The sequence below is a fragment of the Actinopolymorpha alba DSM 45243 genome (assembly GCF_000373925.1).
GTDB classification, from domain to species: Bacteria; Actinomycetota; Actinomycetes; order Propionibacteriales; family Actinopolymorphaceae; genus Actinopolymorpha; species Actinopolymorpha alba.
This window is the reverse complement of sequence record NZ_KB892720.1, coordinates 110501-127135: the sequence shown is the minus strand read 5'-3', so window position 1 is coordinate 127135 and position 16635 is coordinate 110501. Positions and strand designations below refer to the sequence as shown.

15 protein-coding genes are annotated in these 16635 nt (G+C 68.5%); 7 read left to right on the top strand and 8 right to left on the bottom strand.

Translation table 11 applies throughout. The annotated features are described in order from the left end of the window. Positions 1-45 precede the first annotated feature (45 nt). Positions 46-882: a class II fructose-bisphosphate aldolase gene (locus tag B141_RS0106195; protein ID WP_020574301.1), complete on the top strand. Its 837-nt coding sequence runs from the start codon at positions 46-48 to the stop codon at positions 880-882. 55 nt (positions 883-937) lie between these two features. Here the strand turns inward: B141_RS0106195 and B141_RS0106190 are convergent, their stop codons facing one another. From B141_RS0106190 to ngcE, 7 genes are all read right to left on the bottom strand, one after another. Further along, positions 938-1660: a hotdog family protein gene (locus B141_RS0106190; protein ID WP_020574300.1), complete on the bottom strand. Its 723-nt coding sequence runs from the start codon at positions 1658-1660 to the stop codon at positions 938-940. Positions 1661-1867: 207 nt separating this feature from the next. Beyond that, positions 1868-2725 carry a sugar phosphate isomerase/epimerase family protein gene (locus B141_RS0106185; RefSeq protein ID WP_020574299.1) on the bottom strand — a complete coding sequence of 286 codons (858 nt, stop codon included), beginning with the start codon at positions 2723-2725 and terminating at the stop codon, positions 1868-1870. 156 nt (positions 2726-2881) lie between these two features. After that, positions 2882-4045 (bottom strand): dihydrodipicolinate synthase family protein, encoded by a 1164-nt coding sequence (locus B141_RS0106180; protein ID WP_020574298.1) that lies wholly within the window; start codon positions 4043-4045, stop codon positions 2882-2884. Then, entirely contained in the window at positions 4042-5193 is a 1152-nt protein-coding gene (locus B141_RS0106175; RefSeq protein WP_020574297.1) for a Gfo/Idh/MocA family protein, read from the bottom strand. The genes B141_RS0106180 and B141_RS0106175 overlap by 4 nt, the downstream gene beginning before the upstream one ends. Positions 5194-5415: 222 nt before the next feature. Continuing rightward, the gene (locus B141_RS0106170; RefSeq protein ID WP_020574296.1) at positions 5416-6357 is read right to left on the bottom strand and encodes a carbohydrate ABC transporter permease; all 942 of its coding nucleotides are present in this window, start codon (positions 6355-6357) and stop codon (positions 5416-5418) included. Positions 6358-6421: 64 nt separating this feature from the next. Further along, positions 6422-7342 carry a carbohydrate ABC transporter permease gene (locus B141_RS0106165; RefSeq protein ID WP_020574295.1) on the bottom strand — a complete coding sequence of 307 codons (921 nt, stop codon included), beginning with the start codon at positions 7340-7342 and terminating at the stop codon, positions 6422-6424. A 17-nt stretch (positions 7343-7359) separates the two neighbouring features. After that, complete coding sequence (gene ngcE, locus B141_RS0106160; protein WP_020574294.1) at positions 7360-8805, bottom strand: N-acetylglucosamine/diacetylchitobiose ABC transporter substrate-binding protein; 1446 nt, start codon at positions 8803-8805, stop codon at positions 7360-7362. A gap of 328 nt (positions 8806-9133) precedes the next feature. On the opposite strand from ngcE, the gene B141_RS0106155 reads away from it, so the two are divergent. The 6 genes from B141_RS0106155 (at position 9134) to B141_RS0106130 (ending at position 15455) form a co-directional block, all read left to right on the top strand. Further along, positions 9134-10171, top strand: coding sequence for a LacI family DNA-binding transcriptional regulator (locus B141_RS0106155; protein ID WP_026256959.1), 1038 nt, complete (start codon positions 9134-9136; stop codon positions 10169-10171). A 244-nt stretch (positions 10172-10415) separates the two neighbouring features. Beyond that, entirely contained in the window at positions 10416-11432 is a 1017-nt protein-coding gene (locus B141_RS0106150) for a hydroxyacid dehydrogenase (RefSeq protein WP_020574292.1), read from the top strand. Between the two features lie 220 nt (positions 11433-11652). After that, the gene (locus B141_RS0106145; RefSeq protein ID WP_020574291.1) at positions 11653-12417 is read left to right on the top strand and encodes a cupin domain-containing protein; all 765 of its coding nucleotides are present in this window, start codon (positions 11653-11655) and stop codon (positions 12415-12417) included. A 397-nt stretch (positions 12418-12814) separates the two neighbouring features. Continuing rightward, positions 12815-13576: an iron-dependent transcriptional repressor DtxR gene (locus tag B141_RS0106140; RefSeq protein WP_040420554.1), complete on the top strand. Its 762-nt coding sequence runs from the start codon at positions 12815-12817 to the stop codon at positions 13574-13576. Positions 13577-13596: 20 nt separating this feature from the next. Continuing rightward, on the top strand, positions 13597-14667 hold the full coding sequence (locus B141_RS39145) for a hypothetical protein (protein WP_020574289.1): 1071 nt from the start codon (positions 13597-13599) through the stop codon (positions 14665-14667). Then, on the top strand, positions 14664-15455 hold the full coding sequence (locus B141_RS0106130) for a class I SAM-dependent methyltransferase (protein ID WP_020574288.1): 792 nt from the start codon (positions 14664-14666) through the stop codon (positions 15453-15455). The genes B141_RS39145 and B141_RS0106130 overlap by 4 nt, the downstream gene beginning before the upstream one ends. A 24-nt stretch (positions 15456-15479) precedes the next feature. Here the strand turns inward: B141_RS0106130 and B141_RS0106125 are convergent, their stop codons facing one another. Beyond that, positions 15480-16517, bottom strand: coding sequence for a LacI family DNA-binding transcriptional regulator (locus B141_RS0106125; protein ID WP_026256958.1), 1038 nt, complete (start codon positions 16515-16517; stop codon positions 15480-15482). Positions 16518-16635 lie beyond the last annotated feature (118 nt).

Below are 16635 nucleotides of genomic sequence, written 5' to 3'. Positions count from 1 at the left end.
GGCTACGCGTACCCGCTTGCCGACCGCGATCCTGAGGAGGATCTGATGCCGCTTGTCTCCACCGCCGACATCGTGCGCGGTGCCGCCGAGTCCGGTCGCGGTGCCGGGGCGTTCAACGTGATCCAGCTCGAGCACGCCGAGGCCCTGGTCGCGGGCGCCGAGGCGGCCGGTGCGCCGGTGATCCTGCAGATCAGCGAGAACGCCGTGAAGTACCACCGGGCGCTGGAGCCGATCGGCCTCGCCACGCTCGCCGTCGCGCGGGCGGCGTCGGTGTCGGTGGCAGTGCATCTGGACCACGCGACCAAGCCTGAACTGGTGCGCGAGGCGGTCGCGCTCGGTTTCGGCTCGGTGATGTACGACGCGTCAGTCCTGCCGTACGCCGAGAACGTCGCCGCGACCCGTGAGGTCACCGAGCACTGCCACGCCCACGGTGTCTTCGTCGAAGCGGAGCTTGGTGAGGTGGGCGGCAAGGACGGCGTGCACGCGCCGGGCGCCCGGACCGACCCTGACGAGGCGGTGGCGTTCGTCCAGGCCACCGGCATCGACGCGCTCGCGATCGCGGTCGGCACCTCGCACGCGATGCTCGAAAAGACCGCCGCACTGGACCTCGACCTGATCGCCGCGCACCGCAAGGCCGTGCCGGTGCCGCTGGTGTTGCACGGCTCGTCGGGGGTTCCTGACGAGGACCTCACCCGGGCGGTCGACGCTGGCATGACGAAGGTCAACATCGCGACCTCGCTCAACCAGGCGTTCACCCGGGCGGTGCGGGACTTCCTGGCGGCGAACCCGGCGGTGGTCGACACCCGGAAGTACCTCTCGCCGGGACGGGACGCGGTCGCCGCCGAGGTGGCCCGGCTGCTCGGCGTACTGAAGGCGGGCTGAAGGCGGCGCGGCCTGGCGCGGGCTGGCGCGGCGCCGGCTGACCCAGCGCGGCAGCCTACTCGAACGCGGACGGATCGACCGTCAGCCAGACGTGGCGGGCACGGGCGAGCAGCTGCCCGTCCTCGTCGTACATCGCGCTGGCCGTGTGGACCTTGCGGCCCTGCTCCTGGAGGAGCTGGCCCATCACGACGCAGCGCTGACCCAGGTGCGGCACGGTGCGTACGTGTGCGGTGATCCGGCCGAGCACGATCGGGCGCCCGGCGACGTCGGCGGCCCAGCCGCCCGGGCAGTCGAGGGCGGCCCACACAATCTCGAGGCGCGCCTGGTCGTCGCGCGGTATCCAGGTGCAGGCGGTCCGCCCGTCGGCGAGGACGCCAGGGCGTAGGCACAGGGCGTCGCCGGGTACGCGGTCGGTGCCGCACGCGAAGCAGCCGGGGAAGGGATGCCGGGCCAGGCCGCCGTACGACTCCTCGGCCTTAAGCGCCGCGGCGTACGGCACAGGTGGGACGACCAGCTCGTCGAGCGTGCCCGGCGCCGCCTCGGCCACCACCTCGCCGCCTGCCCGGAGCTGGACGTCGGCGTTCTGCGGGGTCAGCGTGAGGGTTTCGTCGAGAGGTGGCGGCCGGCGAAGCGTCACCTCGACGGTTGGTTCGGCGCCTGAGCGGACGTAGCTGGCGAGAAGCCCGGCCGTGTAGCCGCCGTTCGCGCTGCGCCGCGGCCCGCGAAACCGGGAGGGGATCACCAGCGATCCGGCGAAGGGCGGCTGAGAATCAGGCATAGCCGGATCCTCTCAGCCCAGCTGGTTTCCAGAGGGGTTAGCCCATCGGTCCGCGGTCCCGGCAACCTCACTGACCAGCGGAGATCTGCCGAGTTGATCAACGGTCCGCAAAGCGGGCGCCTCCCGCTGTGGGTGTCCGAATTCGGGACCGTTGATCAGCTTCGAAGCCGGCCAGCTTCCCGGCGGCCGGCGTCATAGCCGTTGACTTCAGAGCACGAGGTCGACGTACCGCCTGATCATCGTCGCGACCACCTCGTCGGGATCGGCCGCCCAGACGTCGGCGTTGAAGATCTCGACCTCGATGTCACCGGCGTATCCGGCGTCGTCCACGGCCACCCGGAAGGGCCGGAACTCGATCACACCATCGCCCATCATTCCCCGGGCGAGGAGCGCGTCTGCGGGGATGGGCAGGTTGAAGTCGCAGACCTGGAACGACGCGATCCGCCGCCCAGCCCGGCTGATCCCCGCCCAGACCGTGGGGTCCCACCAGATGTGGAAGGTGTCGACGACCACGCCCACCAGGTCGACCGGGAACTGCTCGGCCAGATCGAGGGCCTGACTCAGGGTGGACAGCACGGCGCGGTCGGCGCAGTACATCGGATGGAGGGGTTCGAGAGCAAGGCGTACGCCGCGTTCGCCGGCGTACGGCGCGAGTTCGGCGACCGCGTCGGCCACCCGGGCTCGGGCGCCGGGTAGGTCACGCGAGCCGGCCGGCAGGCCGCCCACGACCAGCACCAGGCAGGGCGCTTCAAGCGTTGCCGCCTCGTCGATCGCGCGGCGGTTGTCGTCAAGGGCGGCTTGACGTTCGGCCGGGTCCGCCGCGGTGAGGAATCCGCCGCGGCACAGGGACGACACCCGCAGGCCCGCGTCGCGGACAAGCTTCGCCGAGCGTTCGAGGCCGGCGTCGTGCACCGGCTCCCGCCACAGCCCGATCGCCGGGATGCCAGCGCGTACGCAGCCGTCGACGGCCTCCGCGACGCTCCAGCGGTTGGTGGTCTTCTGGTTGAGGGACAGGCGGGCGAGCCGCGGATCACCGGCGCTGTGCTGATTCTTGCGCTCGCTCATGCCCGTCCTCGCTCCGCTCCGGGCGCGCATGAGGCACTCGAGGCGCTGTATTGAACTATTCGCTCGCTGCGCTCGCTCATGCCCGTCCTCGCTCCGCTCCGGGCGCGCATGANGCACTCGGGGCGCTGTATTGAACTATTCGCTCGCTGCGCTCGCTCATGAGCCGATCCCCTGCACCGTAAGGAAATCCCGCATCCTGGTCGCGGCCAGGTCCGGATCTGGAAGCAAGCCCGCCTTGTCAGCGAGCCGGAACGCCTCGACCAGGTGCGGCACGCTGCGCGCGCTCTGCAGTCCGCCGACCATCACAAAGCCGTCCTGGTGCCCCGAAAGCCAGGCCAGGAAGCAGATTCCCGTCTTGTAGTAGTAGGTGGGGGTGCTGAAGAGATGCCGGGACAACGCGACGGTGGGCCCGAACGCGTCGTCGTACGCGTGCTCGTCACCGGCGTCGAGCGCGGCCAGCGCGGCCGCTGCGGCCGGCGCGATCGCGTCGAAGATCCCAAGCAGGGCATCGGATCCGGACCTGATCAGCCGCGGGTAGTTGAAGTCGTCGCCGGTGTAGAGATGGACGCCGGGCGGGAGGGCCGAGCGCAGCCGTACCTCATGGTCCTCATCGAGCAAGGACACCTTGACGCCATCGACGTTCGCGGCGTGGTCGCGCACGATGGCGAGGAATGTCTCGGTGGCGGTGTCGAGGTCGGCGGAGCCCCAGTAGCCCGCAAGCGCCGGGTCGAACATCGGACCCAGCCAGTGCAGGATCGCCGGCTGCCGCACCTGGCTGAGGAGGTGACCGTAGACCTTCGCGTAGTCGTCCGCGCCGCTCGCCGCGGCGGCAAGGTGACGGCTTGCCATCAGGATCGGTCGCGCCCCGGCGTCCTCGACGACGGCCAGCTGCCCTTCGTACGCGCCGACAACCTCCTCGAGGGAGCTCGGCCCGGCCGCGAGTGGGGGCAGCTGGTCGGTGCCGGCGCCGCAGGCGAGCAGTCCACCGGTGGCCGCCGCCTCCGCACCGCTGCGGCGGATGAGTTCGACCGTGGTCTCCCAGGTCAGGCCCATCCCGCGCTGGGCGGTGTCCATGGCGTCGGCGACACCGAGGCCGTACGACCACAGGTGGCGGCGGAACGCCAGCGTCGCGTCCCAGTCGAGCACCGCTGGTGCGCCCGGCGTGTTGTCGGCGAGCGGATCGGCGACCACGTGGGCGGCGGCGTAGGCGAGGCGGCTGGTGAGCGGCTGGTCAGGGCGCGGCCAGACACGCGGCGCCGACAACGGGTAGGCCGCCAGCGAGCCGTCAGCGCGCGGCAGGTTGACGGTCGGACCGGTCATATCGCGACCTCGGGAAGCTCGATCCGGCGGCCCTCCTCAGACGAGCGGAGGCCGAGCTCGGCGAGCTGGACACCGCGGGCCGCGGCCAGGAAGTCGTACGGCATCGGCGCGTCCTCCAGGCAATGCCGCAGGAACTGCTCCCACTCCGCCTTGAAGCCGTTGTCGAACTGCGCGTTGTCGGGGACCTCCTGCCACTGGTCGCGGAAGGGCTCCGTGGCCGGCAGGTCGGGGTTCCAAACCGGCATCGGCGTGCTGCCCCGGTGCTGGATGCGGCAGTTACGAAGGCCCGCCACCGCGCTGCCCTCGGTGCCGTCGACCTGGAACTCCACCAGCTCGTCGCGGTAGACGCGGACGCACCAGGAGGAGTTGAGCTGGGCGATCACACCGTTGTCGAGCTCGAAGATCGCGTACGCCGCGTCGTCGGCGGTCGCGTCGTAGGCCTGGTGACTCTCGTCCCAGCGGCGCGGCACGTGCGTCACGGCCCGCGCGGTGACGGCGCGCACCCGCCCGGCGATCGACTCGAGGACGTAGTTCCAGTGGCAGAACATGTCGAGGGTGATCCCGCCGCCGTCCTCGGCGCGGTAGTTCCAGCTCGGTCGCTGCGCCCGCTGCCAGTCACCCTCGAAGACCCAGTACCCGAACTCGCCGCGGATCGAGAGGATCCGGCCGAAGAACCCGCCCTCGACGAGCCGGCGGAGCTTGCGGAGGCCGGGCAGGAAAACCTTGTCCATCACGACGCCGTCCTTGACGCCGGCGTCCCGGGCCGCGCGGGCGAGCTCGACGGCGCCAGCCAACGAGTCCGCTGTCGGTTTTTCGCAATAGATATGTTTGCCCGCGGCAATGGCCGCAAGGACGGCCTTCTCCCGCGCTCTGGTCGCCTGCGCGTCGAAATAGATCAAGGTGGACGGGTCGCTGAGCGCGGTGTCAAGATCAGTTGTCCACCGGGTGAGGTCGTGCCGGTCGGCGATGTCACGAAGCTTCTGCTCTGAACGCCCCACAAGGATGGGCTCAGGGATCACCCGACGACCGTCCGCCAACTCAAGGCCACCCTGTGCTCGAATCGCCAGGATCGAACGCACCAGATGCTGGTTGTAGCCCATGCGGCCGGTCACGCCATTCATGACGATTCCGATCTCGCGAACGGTCATGCGGTCCTCCACGTCATATGCCCGGAAAACGCTTTCCACCGTAACGTAATTGCCCGCCCGTGGGCAAGTCTGCGACGGTGGTGGCGGCAGAACTGGCCACGTTCCCAGCATGGCGACCGTCGAGCGCTGCGGCTCGAGCGCTGCGCGGGCCTGCCGTGCGGCCCGCGCCGTGGTGGCGTTGCCTGTCCGAACGGGGCCGGGGGCAACCCTTGGAGCCTGCTCCTACTTGAGCGCGCCGGCGGTCAACCCCTCCTCGACCCTGCGCTGGAAAACGATGTAAACGGCAAGGACGGGAATCATGGCGATCACCAGTCCGGCGAACATCTCGGCCACCGAGGTGGCGCTGGATTCATAACGTGTACGCAAGGCCAGGTCGGCGAGGCCCTGTGTCAGGAGGAAGTTGCTGCGCTCGTCGTCCTTCGGCGTGTTGAGCACGAGCGGCAGCATGTATTGGTTCCACTGCCCGAGGAAGTTGAACACGCCGATACTGATGAGTCCCGGCCGCGCGAGCGGAAGCATGATCTGGAAGAACGTCCGGAAATGCCCCGCGCCGTCGATGAACGCGGCTTCGGCGAGTTCCTTCGGAAGTGACTGGAAGAACGCAGTGAGGAAGAACACCGAGAACGGCAGCGAGAACGCCACGTAGACGATGATCAGGCCGACAAGATTCTGGTAGAGGCCGAGGTTCTGAGTCACCTTGACCAGCGGCACGATCGCCAGGAACAACGGAAACATCATGCCGGCCAGGAACAGATAATAGATGAACCTGTTGCCCGGGAACTCATAGCGGGCGAGCACGTATGCCGCCATCGACGAGAAGAGCAGCGTCAGCAGGACACCACATACCACCACGACCACGGTGTTGAAGAAGAACCTACCGATGTTGGCGGTCTGCCAGGCGTCCACATAGGTGCCGAACTCCCACGTCTCGGGAAGCCCGAACGGGCTGGTGAAGATCTCCCGGTTGGTCTTGAGCGACGAGATCAACACCCACAACATGGGCAGGACCACCAGCAGACCCCAGGCGATGAGGAACACCTGCGGGATCCCGTCGCTCAGGATGCGCGCACCGGTGAAGCGTGCGGGCGGTGGCGCGGGCGCTGGAGAATGCCCGCGCTCAGCCGATCCCGCGGCAGGAGAGGTTGGCGTCGGCAGTGTCGTCATCACGCTCTCGTTTCTGGTCCTGGTGAGCACCGATCGCGGGTGAGGTCGGTCACCGACACTCCGGTTAGTACTCGAGCCGCTCGCGGCGGGTGATCCGGAAGGTCAGCACGGCAAGCAGGACGGAGAAGCCCAACAGCATCGTCGCCATCGCCGACGCGTATCCGAACTGCGAGTTCAGTGCGAACGCGGTGCGGTAGAGCTGGGTCGCCATCACGTCCCCGCCGTAGTCGGCCGACACGCCGTTACGCGCCATGACCGACATCAGCGCGAACATGTCGAGGGCGCCGACACCGATATGGACCAGGGAGACCTGCACATGTCCCCAGAGCAACGGGAGCGTCAGGTGGAAGAACATCCGTACCCGCCCGGCGCCGTCGATCGCCGCGGCTTCGAAGAACTCCCGCGGGATCTGTTGCATGCCCGCGATGAAGAGAACCATGTAGAAACCGACAGTTGACCAGACGGCCGCGATCACGATCGCCCAGAGGATGAAGTCGCGATTGCCGAGCGGGCCGTTAGGAATGAGCTCCAGCAGGTCGATGCCAATGAAGTCGAGCGTCTGCTGAAGGAGTCCCGACTGCGTGCTGTAGATGAACTGGAACATGATGGCGACGATGACCACGGGGATCACCTGTGGAAAGAAATAGACCACCCGGTAGAGCCGTTGGCCAGCCAGCCCGTGTTGCGTCCCACCAGTCCCGCCGCGGGTGAGCAGCGTCGCGAACGCCAACGCCAGGGCGAGGGTCACGATCGGGATCACGATCAGCAGCTTGAGGTTGTTGGTCACGGCGTGCCACCACGCCGAGTCGCCGATCAGGGCGGTGTAGTTCTGGAACCCCACATAGTCGAAGTTCGGAGTGAAGCCGGTCCAGTTCGTGAACGAGATCTGGATACCTTGGACGAACGGCGACAGTACGAAAACGACGTACAGAAGCAGTGGGGGAGCGAGAAACGTGATGATGAACGGAACTCGACCCTTGCGCATCGCGGCTGACCGGCCCCTCAGCGGGTGAACTTCTTGATCTTCGGGTCTTTCTTCACCGCGTCAGCCTTCTTCTGGACGCGTTCGACAAATCCCTTCGCGTCAAGACTGCTGGTGAGGAGTACGCCGATGGCCGCCTCGGCCTCCTCCACAAGCGGGCGGTACCACGTGCCGTAGGTCGCGGCGTCGAGGCGTTCCACCTTCTGCGCGGCGGTGAGTGTCGCCAGGGAGGATTTGAGTACGGGGTCGTGCTCCTGCTCGTCGTGCACGCCCTGGACGATGGTGAGGGTGAAGGTGAGTTCGGCGAACTTCTGGGCGCCTTCCTTCGACAACATGAGCCGGAGATATTCCAGGCCGCCAGCGACGTTCTTCGCCTTTGACGGCACGAGAAAGCTCTCGGTCGGCGTGTTGGGGATCGCCTCGAACGGAAACTTGTCGTTGGCGTCGAGCGACGGTGACGGGGTGATCGACATCTGGAAATCGGCCGGCACCTGGGACTTCATCTCGCTCTTGAGCCAGGAGCCACACGGGATGATCGCGGCCTTGCGCTGTAGCCAGGCGGCCTGGGACTGGGTGTGGCTGAGGGAAGCGGTGCCCGGAAGGATGTAGCCCTTCGACTTGAGTTCGAAGAACGCCTCCGCGACAGCCCGGACCGAGTCCTGCTGCCACGCGCCGTCCTCGAGGTTGTCGATGTTCTTGATGACGTCCTTGCCGCCATGCTTTTGGACCATGGCGTTGAAGACGGTCAGCATGTAGCCGGGGTACTGCCCCTGGTAGGTCCACAGGGGAAGCCCCTTGGCCTTGGTCTTCTCGCCCAGCGCCATCATGGCGTCCCAGGTCTTCGGCACTTCCCAGCCGTTGTCGGTGAAGAGTTTCTGGTCGTGCCACAAGCCGTTGATGTTGAACGCGTACGGGATGCCGTAAACCTTGCCGTCGAACGTCAACGGGTCGAGAGAACCCGGAGCAAGCGTGTCCTGCACGGTCTTTCCGCTGATGTCCCACGCCGGCGCGCTGAGGAGTTGGCTGAGTTCGCTGAGCTGTCCCTGCGTGACGAGCGTCGCGGTGTCCATGTCCTGGGCACCGGAGTTGTCGACGACGTCGGGTGGAGTGCCGTTGACGAATCTCGGCTGGAGCTGGGCCGTGATCTCCTGCGTTCCAAGGTGCTTGACAGTGGCGTCGGGATAGCGCTTTTGGTACATCGACTCGTGGTACTTCGCGTACTCGTCGCTGAAGCCACCCTTGAAGATCACGACGTCAAGCGCGGCTTTCGGGTCCACCCCGAACGGATTGCGCGCGTCGACGTTGCTGCTCGTCGGCTTCGGCGTGGCGGTGGTGGAGCCGTCACCGCCGCCGCTGGTGGCGCAGGCGCCGAGGAGCGAGGTGGCGCTGGCCGCCGTGGCGAGGAATCCGGCTCGGCGTAGGAACTCCCGGCGGTCGAAGCCCGGATACGCTCGGCGGTTGGTCATTGTGGCCTCCTGACTGCTTGCGTACGGCGAACCTCGGCCCATCGGGTCGAGGCCAGGGGAGGTCTCGGCGTGGCGCCACCCATCACCGCTCGCGCGGCCCTCCCGTAGGCGCCCTGCCTGGCGTCACGCCGAATTACTCCACAAACGACCATGGAGTGCGAGCAGCGTAGTGCTGGTTCCCGCCTGCAACAAGGGTTTACTAAGCGACTTCGCGCAGTCGTAACTTTCATGCGCAGGAGGAGATCCCCGTGAGGCAGTTCGGCCATCGGGTACGCCTATCCGGCATGCTTGACACCGTCTGGTTGACCAGCGGTCGGAGAATCCCCACATGAGCATTTCCTCGGTTGTGACCCTCGGCGATGTCGCGCGGCGTGCAGGAGTGTCCCTCGCGACCGCTTCCCGGGTGCTCAACGGCAGCACCCGCCGGGTCAACGAGGACTTGCGCGCGGTGGTGGTGAAGGCCGCCGAGGAGCTTGGCTACACCCCCAACGTGCACGCCCAGGCGGTGGCGCGGGGCACCAGTTCCACGGTGGGCCTTGTCGTCCACGACATCGCCGACCCCTATTTCGCCGCGATCGCGGCCGGCGTCACGCGGATCGCCGACGAGCGCGGGCTGATCGTCATGCTCGGCTCCACGTCGCGCAATCCCGATCGCGAGGTGCAGTACGTCGCCATGCTGCGGGCGCAGAGGGCCCGCGCGGTGATCCTGGCGGGTAGCCGGATCGCCGACAAGGAGCAGACCGAACGCCTGGCCAAGGAGGTGGCGGAGTTCCGGCGCACCGGTGGGCGGATCGCCTGCGTCAGCCAGAACCGCCTTTCCACTGACACGGTCCTGCCTGAGAACCGCGCTGGCGCACGCGAGCTCGCCATCCGGCTCGCCGATCTCGGGCATCGTAGGTTTGCGGTACTCGCCGGTCCCCGCAACAACATCCTCACGGCCCGCGACCGGCTGGCCGGATTTCGCGCCGGCCTCACCGAGAGGGGCATCGAGCTGGCTCCGGAAGCCGTCGTTGACGGTGCCTTCACCCGCGACGGCGGCTACCAGGCGGCCCGCGAGCTGATCGCCCGCAAGCTCGACGTCACCTGCGTCTTCGCGGTCAACGACGTGATGGCGGTCGGCGCGATGGCGGCGTGCCGTGAGCAGGGCGTGAACGTCCCGAAGGACCTCTCGATCGCCGGTTTCGACGACATCGAGACCCTGCGCGACCTGGTGCCGCCGCTGACCACCGTCCGGCTCCCGCTGGAGCAGATGGGGGAGCGCGCCGCCGGGCTCGCCCTCGAACTCGACGTGCCCGAGAAGGACCGGTTGGTACGCGTACGCGGCGAGGTGGTCATCCGGGAGAGCACCCGCAAGCTCCGCGGGTAAGTGACCAGGAGGTCCGCCGGCTGGGCGGCTGTCCCGCGTCGGCCGGCCGGTTTAGCGCGGCTTTAGTGGCGTGGTGGACGCTTGCCGATCATGGGGATGCGCTGGATCGCTGCTGCCATGTGTTCGGTTGTCGTTGTGGTGGCCGGGTGCTCTGGACCAGAAGGTCTGGCAGACCAGATTCAGTGTCGTCGAACGAGTTGGCAAGCGCTTTCCAAGCTGAGGTGGTTCAGCTACCCTGCCGCGCATGGCCAGCCTCCGAACCCCGTCCGTCGTTCTCGCGATGGCGCCCGCCAATCCGCACCGGCTCTTCGACGACCAACTCCGCCAGCGGTTGCGCGCGATCGCCGCGATCGACCTCGATCTGGTCGTCACCGACCTCCACGCTGCGCCGGCACGCGAGGCGTTCCAGAGTGCGGAGGTCCTGCTCACCTGCTGGGGCTGCCCGCCGGTGGACGCGGACGTGCTGGCCACCGCGCCGAGGCTCGAGGCGATCGTCCACGCGGCGGGTTCGGTGAAGGGGCTGGTCACCGAGGCCTGCTGGCGGCGCGGACTGCGGGTGTCCTCGGCCGCCGCCGCCAACGCCGTACCCGTCGCGGAGTACACCGTCGCGATGATCGTGCTCGCGGGCAAGCGGGCGTTCCCGATCCAGGCGGCCTACCGCGCCGAAGCCAGCCGCCGCGACTGGGCAGCCCTCTATCCGGGCCTCGGCAACTACCGCGTCACGGTCGGCATCGTCGGCGCCTCGAACGTCGGCCGGCGGGTCGTTGACCTCCTCCAGTCGTATGACATGGACGTCCTGCTGGCTGATCCGACGATCGACGCCGCCGAGGCCGCGCGGCTCGGCGCCCGGCTGGTGGAGCTGGACGAACTCATCCCCGCCTGCGATGTGGTCAGCATCCACGCCCCTGACATCCCGCAGACGTACCACCTCTTCGACGCCGGTCGGCTCGCCTCGATGCGGGACGGCGCGACGCTGGTCAACACCGCCCGGGGCCGGATCGTCGACACCGAGGCACTCACCGTGGAACTCACCAGCGGACGGATCAGTGCTGTCCTCGACGTCACCGATCCTGAACCCCTGCCAGCGGATTCGCCGTTGTTCGCCCTGCCCAACGTCGTACTGACCCCGCACATCGCCGGCTCCCTCGGCAACGAGATCCGCCGGATGGGCGCGCTTGCCGTGGCGGAACTCGAACGGTTCGCCAGGGGTGAGGCGTTCGCCTATCCAGTCGTCGAGGAACGCCTGTCGCTCCTCGCGTAGCCGCGATGGCGGCCGTCCGATGTCGGTCGGGCTGCCGCTCACCTACAGAGAGATCGGGTTACCGGCCCTCCTCGGGGGTTAGGCTTCCGGCATGGGACGAGGCTCACGACCGAAGGTTCGCTGGACCAAAGAACGTACGCGACGTAAGCGACTTCGAGACCGGCGTAAGGCGGAGGAACGCGGCGCCGCCCGCAAGAGCGCCTAGGCGCGGCGCCAACGGATGACAGCCGAAGCCGAATCGCAAGAATCTCCCGTCGGCCACGTCACCGGCCATTTCCCTGGCGGCACCGCGGTGTCGCGGGTGCGGATCTACGACTGGCCCACCGCTGACGGCCTGCATGGAGGATCTCCGCACGCGCACTTCGTGTGCACGGAAGGCTATGCGGTCCTCGGTGGCGTGGGACGCCTGCAGACGCTCGGTCCGGAAGGGTACGTCGAGTGCCCGCTGCGTCCGGGCGACGTCGTGTGGTTCACCCCCGGTGTGATCCATCGCGCGGTCAATGACGGCGGCCTCGACATCCTCGTCGTCATGCAGAACGCCGGCCTGCCCGAGGCCGGCGATGCTGTCCTGACGATGCCGCCGGGAGTCCTCGCCAACCCCGAGCGGTACGCCGCTGAGGTCTCCCTCGCGTCCGGGGATACGGCACCAGCATCGGCGCGGCGGCGCCGGGACCTCGCCATCGAGGGGTTCCGCGCGCTGCGCAGGCGGGTCCTGGCAGAGGGGGCCGCGGGGCTCGCGGACTTCTACTTCGCTGCCCTGGCCCTTATCGGGCCGCGGCTCAGCGACTGGGAGAAGCACTGGCGGGACGGCCCGCTGGCGGCGGTCGAGGAGACCGGTCGCCAGTTGGCCGCACTTCGTGACGGCGACCTCTCGCATCTGGGTGCGGGTGGCGTCTTCGCGTCGCCCCCGCCAGCGGAACGGTGGGGCATGTGCGGCCGGCTGTCGGCGTACGACCCCGCCCCGAACGCCGCCGACAGACCTTAGTTAAGAGGTCGCGCGGACAGGGCCGTCCCGCATCTGCGGCTGGCGCGGCGCGGCGCGGGCTGCGCGGAGCCCGGGTACGGACGGGCCCCAAATGACCACGTAAACGTGGCTAGTACGGGCCTTGCGGAGTGTCGATGCCAGGTGAGGCGGGTACCCGCCACGTTTACGTGATCATTTGGATCGGCGCGGCACCAGTGCATCTTGCCCGTTTTGTCCGCGTCCGACTTCGGACGTGGACGCGCGTATCCTTTGGGCAGGGTTCAGCGAGGGTGTCCGCGCATCCACGCGGCCGCGCAGCTGCGAGCAGGCGCCGTACACCGTGTGGACAGATGACCGTGGGACAGACAAAGAGGAGCACAACGGCGTGAGCCACAGCGATCTCATCGACACCACAGAGATGTACCTCAAGACCATCTTCGAGCTCGAGGAAGAGGGCATCACGCCCCTTCGTGCTCGGATCGCTGAGCGCCTCCACCAGTCAGGTCCCACCGTCAGCCAGACCGTCGGCCGCATGGAACGCGACGGCCTCGTCACCGTCCAGGGTGACCGTCACCTCGAGCTGTCGCCGAAAGGTCGCAAGCTCGCGACCCGGGTCATGCGCAAGCACCGCCTCGCCGAACGCCTGCTCGTCGACCTGATCGGGCTCGATTGGGACATCGTGCACGTCGAGGCCTGCCGCTGGGAGCACGTGATCTCCGAGGAGGTCGAACGCCGGCTGGTCCAGATCCTCGACGACCCCACCGTCTCGCCGTACGGCAATCCCATTCCCGGGCTGGACGAGTTGGGAGTCGACCTGGAGGTCGAGGAGTTCCGCGAGGGCGTCGACTCCCTCGACCGGGTCCTTGCCAGCCAGCCCGCCGCGGAGGAGACGAAGGTTCTGATCCGCCGGATCAGCGAGCCTCTGCAGACCACGCCCGAGATCATGGAGATCCTCCGCCGTGCGGGCGCCCTGCCGGGCAGGGTCGTCACCGCGACACCCGCCCCGGGGGGCGTACAGCTCAGTGGCTCTGACGCGGCCGGTCCGGGAGCGGCCGGCCGGAGGACGGCCGCGGCGGCTGCGGCGGCTGCGGCCGGGGCGTCCGCCGCGCTGGCCACCGTCACCGAAACCGCCGAGATCTCGGAGCAGCACGCGAGCCACATCTTCGTCAAACGGATCTGAGCGACCACCTGGTATTTGCTGTGGAGAGTGCGACCCAGCGCGCGTTCGGTATCGTCTCGGCGTTGCTGGCTGACTATCGCTTCGCGGGTATGGCATCCATCGTTCACGTACTCGACCTGCCCGAGCGGGTACGTCGCGAGGTCGATGCCCTCGCGACGGCAGGGGAGCGTCTGCTCGACCTCGACGCCGAGGACTTCGACCTGATCGCGGCCGACCGGGTGCTTCCGGATGACGTCGTCGCGCCGGTTCAGGCGGCGCACTTCCCGCGCGAGCCGTTCGGCGATGACCGGGGTTCGCTGCGTAGCCTGGTGCCCCTCTTCGCGCTGATGCTCGAGGCGGTCGACATCCGCTGGCGCCGCCGGGAGCCGGTCCACGTCGTGGTCCTGTTGCACCTGATCGCGGAGTACCTCCCGCTGCTGGCCTGGGAATCCGTACTCGGTCACGCCGGCGACCCCCGCGACCTGACTGCGTTCGTTCGTGTCCCCGACAGTCGGTGGGGGCTCCGGGCCGGTAAGTGCGACCACACCGCCGCCCAGCGCAGTGCCGCGCAGCGGGTCGAGAACGCCATGCGCGGCGACACCGAAGGCTGGACCGTCTACCTGGACCGGTTCCACTCGAGGGTGTCTGACGCGCTCGCCCGCTGTGCGTCGCATCCGGTGCCCGGACGCCCGGCGGTCGAGGGTGTGTGCCGGGCGCCGTGCTCGGTGTGGACGCAGTTGGCTGAGGACGTACGCCAGGACCTGGGGGCGCGGGTCCACCTCGCGCGGATGTACGCCGCGAGCCCGGTCGTCGCGCTGCGCCACCACGCCCCGGTGGGCCACTTCTTCGGCGTGCCCGCTCCGAGCGAGATCGAGGACACCTGGCACCGATCCTTTGCCCGGTTGGTCCGGCCGTGGGAGAACGGCACGAACCCGCTCCTCGCGAGCCCGGTTGATCCGGCGGACGGTCGCGGCGAGGCGCTTCCGGGTTTCAGTGCGCTGGTCTCGGCGGTGGCTGGCCGGGCGGTCCAACGAGGGACGGTGTTCCAGACCATTCGGGACGACATCCTCGACGTACTCCGGCCGCAGGCGAAGGGCGCTGGCTGGCAGTGACCGAGGACTGGTCGGCGTACCTTGCCGACTTCCACACCCGCCGCGCCGGTCAGGTCGAGCAGGTCCTACGACGCTGCACGGCGGCCGGTCTCACGCCGTACGCCTGGGTGCTTCGTCCCGTCGCGGGCCGCGGCCGGTGGGTTCTGGATGTCGCCTGCGGCAGCGGTCCGGTGGCAGCTGAACTGGCCGCCGAGCAGGCCGGGGGCGAGATCGAGAGCCATCCGCTGGTCATCGGGATCGACCGGTCCGAGCCGGAGCTGATGGTGGCGCGCCGGCGGCACGGTGTGCACGTCCTGTGTGCGGACGCGAGTGCGCTGCCGTTCGCGGACGAGAGCTTCGACGCCGTCGTGTGTTCGATGAGCCTGATGGTGGTGCAGCCGCTCGACCGTGCGCTGGCCGAATGCAGGAGGGTCCTGCGTCCGGGCGGCATGCTCGCGGCCACGGTCGCGTCGCCGTTGCCGCTTCGGCCAGGGGACGCCCGCATCCTGGGTCCGCTCACGGCGCGGCTGCGGACACCGCCGCGCTTCCCCGGCGGGAGGGTCGCCGGGCTTGAGGAGACCCTGACGCGCGCCGGGCTGGTGGTGATGGAGGACGCGCGCGAGCGGTTCGGATTCTGGGTCCGGAACGCCGCGGATGCCGAACTCCTGCTGAGCGCGCTCTATCTCCCCGACGTACCGGATGAACGCCGGCAGGCCGCCGCCGACTGGCTCGCCGAGCGGGCGAGTGCGAAGCCGGGCGGCGTGGAGGTGGCGATCCCGATCCGGCGGGTGCTCGCAATCCGGCCTTGACAGTGCCCCGATCGCCCCGCCCGCTCACCGGGCAGGTGGGCCGCTTGACTCGCGGACGATGAGCTCGGGCTGGAAGAGCACCTGCTCGTGGCGATGGGTGCGAGAGCCCGCTTCGTTGAGGAGGAGCGTCGCCGCGGCGCGTCCGATCTGGTAGCGCGGCTGGCGGATGGATGTCAGCGGTGTGGTGAGCACGCCCGCGAACTCCACGTCGTCGTAGCCGACCACCGCCATCTGTTCGGGAACCGAGATCCGGCGGCGGCGCAGGCCACGCAGGACGCCCAGCGCGGTGAGGTCGTTGGCGCAGATGATGGCGGTGACGGGTTCGGACACCCGAAGCAGGCGTTCGAGGCCTTCTTCACCGCCGTCAGCGTTGAGCGCGGAGACGGTCGTCTCGACGAGAGAGTCGGCGATACGGAGCCCGGCCGCGCGCAGTGCCTTGCGAACGCCCTTGCGACGGTCGGCGCACTGGCGGATCTTGGTGGAGCCGTTGACGAATCCGATCCGCTGGTGGCCGAGTTCGAGAAGGTGCGTGGCGGCCAGGTCGCCGCCCTTCACGTCGTCGACGGCGACGGAACAGATCTGTGGACTGGGGCTCGGCCGGTCGAGCAGGACGACAGCCGTGCCCCTGGCCCGGGTCTGGTCGAGCCAGGTCAGGTCGTTGCTCGCCGGGCTCACCAGAACACCCTGGACGCCCTGCTCCTCAAGGAGCCGGAGGTAGCGGTGCTGTTTGTCGAGCCGATCGTCTGAGCTGGCGAGGATGAGGATGTGGTCGTCCTCGGCGAGCCGGTCCTCGACTCCGCGGGCGACGTCGGTGAAGAACGGGTTGGAAATGTCGAGGACGATCGCGCCCACGGTCTGGCTGGTGCCCGCCCGGAGTTGCCGCGCGGATCCGTTGCGTACGAAGCCAAGGCTCGCGATGGCGGCCTCGACCTTGATCCGGGTCTCTTCGGCTACCAGTGCAGGCTTGTTGAGAACGTTGGAAACGGTGCCCACCGAAACGCCGGCCAGATCGGCCACATCCTTGATGCTGCGGCGGCGGGGTGCCCGCGACGAACGACCCATTCTCTCCACGGTTGCCGCCACAATGCACCTCCCACGTGGTCGACGACTGCGCCAAGCCGCAGGAATGCTCCTTGACAGCTTGTAGCGCCGACCATAGCGTCAAGCGCCGGATTCTTGA

Excerpts from the sequence above, each read along its gene's own strand:
- B141_RS0106150 (WP_020574292.1), top strand. The coding sequence starts at position 10,416 with ATGGCCAGCCTCCGAACCCCGTCCGTCGTTCTCGCGATGGCGCCCGCC.
- ngcE (WP_020574294.1), bottom strand. The coding sequence starts at position 8,805 with ATGACCAACCGCCGAGCGTATCCGGGCTTCGACCGCCGGGAGTTCCTA.
- B141_RS0106185 (WP_020574299.1), bottom strand. The coding sequence starts at position 2,725 with ATGAGCGAGCGCAAGAATCAGCACAGCGCCGGTGATCCGCGGCTCGCC.
- B141_RS0106155 (WP_026256959.1), top strand. The coding sequence starts at position 9,134 with ATGAGCATTTCCTCGGTTGTGACCCTCGGCGATGTCGCGCGGCGTGCA.
- B141_RS0106125 (WP_026256958.1), bottom strand. The coding sequence starts at position 16,517 with ATGGGTCGTTCGTCGCGGGCACCCCGCCGCCGCAGCATCAAGGATGTG.
- B141_RS0106170 (WP_020574296.1), bottom strand. The coding sequence starts at position 6,357 with ATGACGACACTGCCGACGCCAACCTCTCCTGCCGCGGGATCGGCTGAG.
- B141_RS0106190 (WP_020574300.1), bottom strand. The coding sequence starts at position 1,660 with ATGCCTGATTCTCAGCCGCCCTTCGCCGGATCGCTGGTGATCCCCTCC.
- B141_RS0106140 (WP_040420554.1), top strand. The coding sequence starts at position 12,815 with ATGTACCTCAAGACCATCTTCGAGCTCGAGGAAGAGGGCATCACGCCC.
- B141_RS0106175 (WP_020574297.1), bottom strand. The coding sequence starts at position 5,193 with ATGACCGTTCGCGAGATCGGAATCGTCATGAATGGCGTGACCGGCCGC.
- B141_RS0106180 (WP_020574298.1), bottom strand. The coding sequence starts at position 4,045 with ATGACCGGTCCGACCGTCAACCTGCCGCGCGCTGACGGCTCGCTGGCG.
- B141_RS0106145 (WP_020574291.1), top strand. The coding sequence starts at position 11,653 with ATGACAGCCGAAGCCGAATCGCAAGAATCTCCCGTCGGCCACGTCACC.
- B141_RS0106165 (WP_020574295.1), bottom strand. The coding sequence starts at position 7,342 with ATGCGCAAGGGTCGAGTTCCGTTCATCATCACGTTTCTCGCTCCCCCA.
- B141_RS0106195 (WP_020574301.1), top strand. The coding sequence starts at position 46 with ATGCCGCTTGTCTCCACCGCCGACATCGTGCGCGGTGCCGCCGAGTCC.